Origin of the sequence: Psychrobacter sp. TB20-MNA-CIBAN-0197, from assembly GCF_040309765.1 — a bacterium.
In the GTDB taxonomy this organism is placed as follows: domain Bacteria; phylum Pseudomonadota; class Gammaproteobacteria; order Pseudomonadales; family Moraxellaceae; genus Psychrobacter; species Psychrobacter submarinus.
The window spans coordinates 1-239 of sequence record NZ_JBEOPC010001338.1 but is presented as its reverse complement, the minus strand read 5'-3'; the positions used below and the strand labels follow the sequence as shown (position 1 = coordinate 239).

General features: G+C 35.6%; 1 pseudogene. It reads right to left on the bottom strand.

The annotated features are described in order from the left end of the window. Positions 1-239, bottom strand: a pseudogene (locus AAEY83_RS18300) (hypothetical protein); the annotation flags it as partial.

Genomic DNA, 239 nt, shown 5'->3' with positions numbered 1-239 from the left:
CATTGCTTCTGATGTACTTAATACTAAATTTGCTTCTTTAAGCAAGTTAGCAATTAAAATAGTATCTTCTGCAATAGTGATTGTTAGCTCTGGGATTTCATCTGGTAACGCTTTTTTCTGAAAACGCTGAATAAAATCATCATGTGCACCTTGTGCATCAGCTTCACTATGAAAACGAGCAATTAGCTCTTTAGCTAGTTCAATTTTAATATCGCGCGGATTCGTACCTTGATCAACAC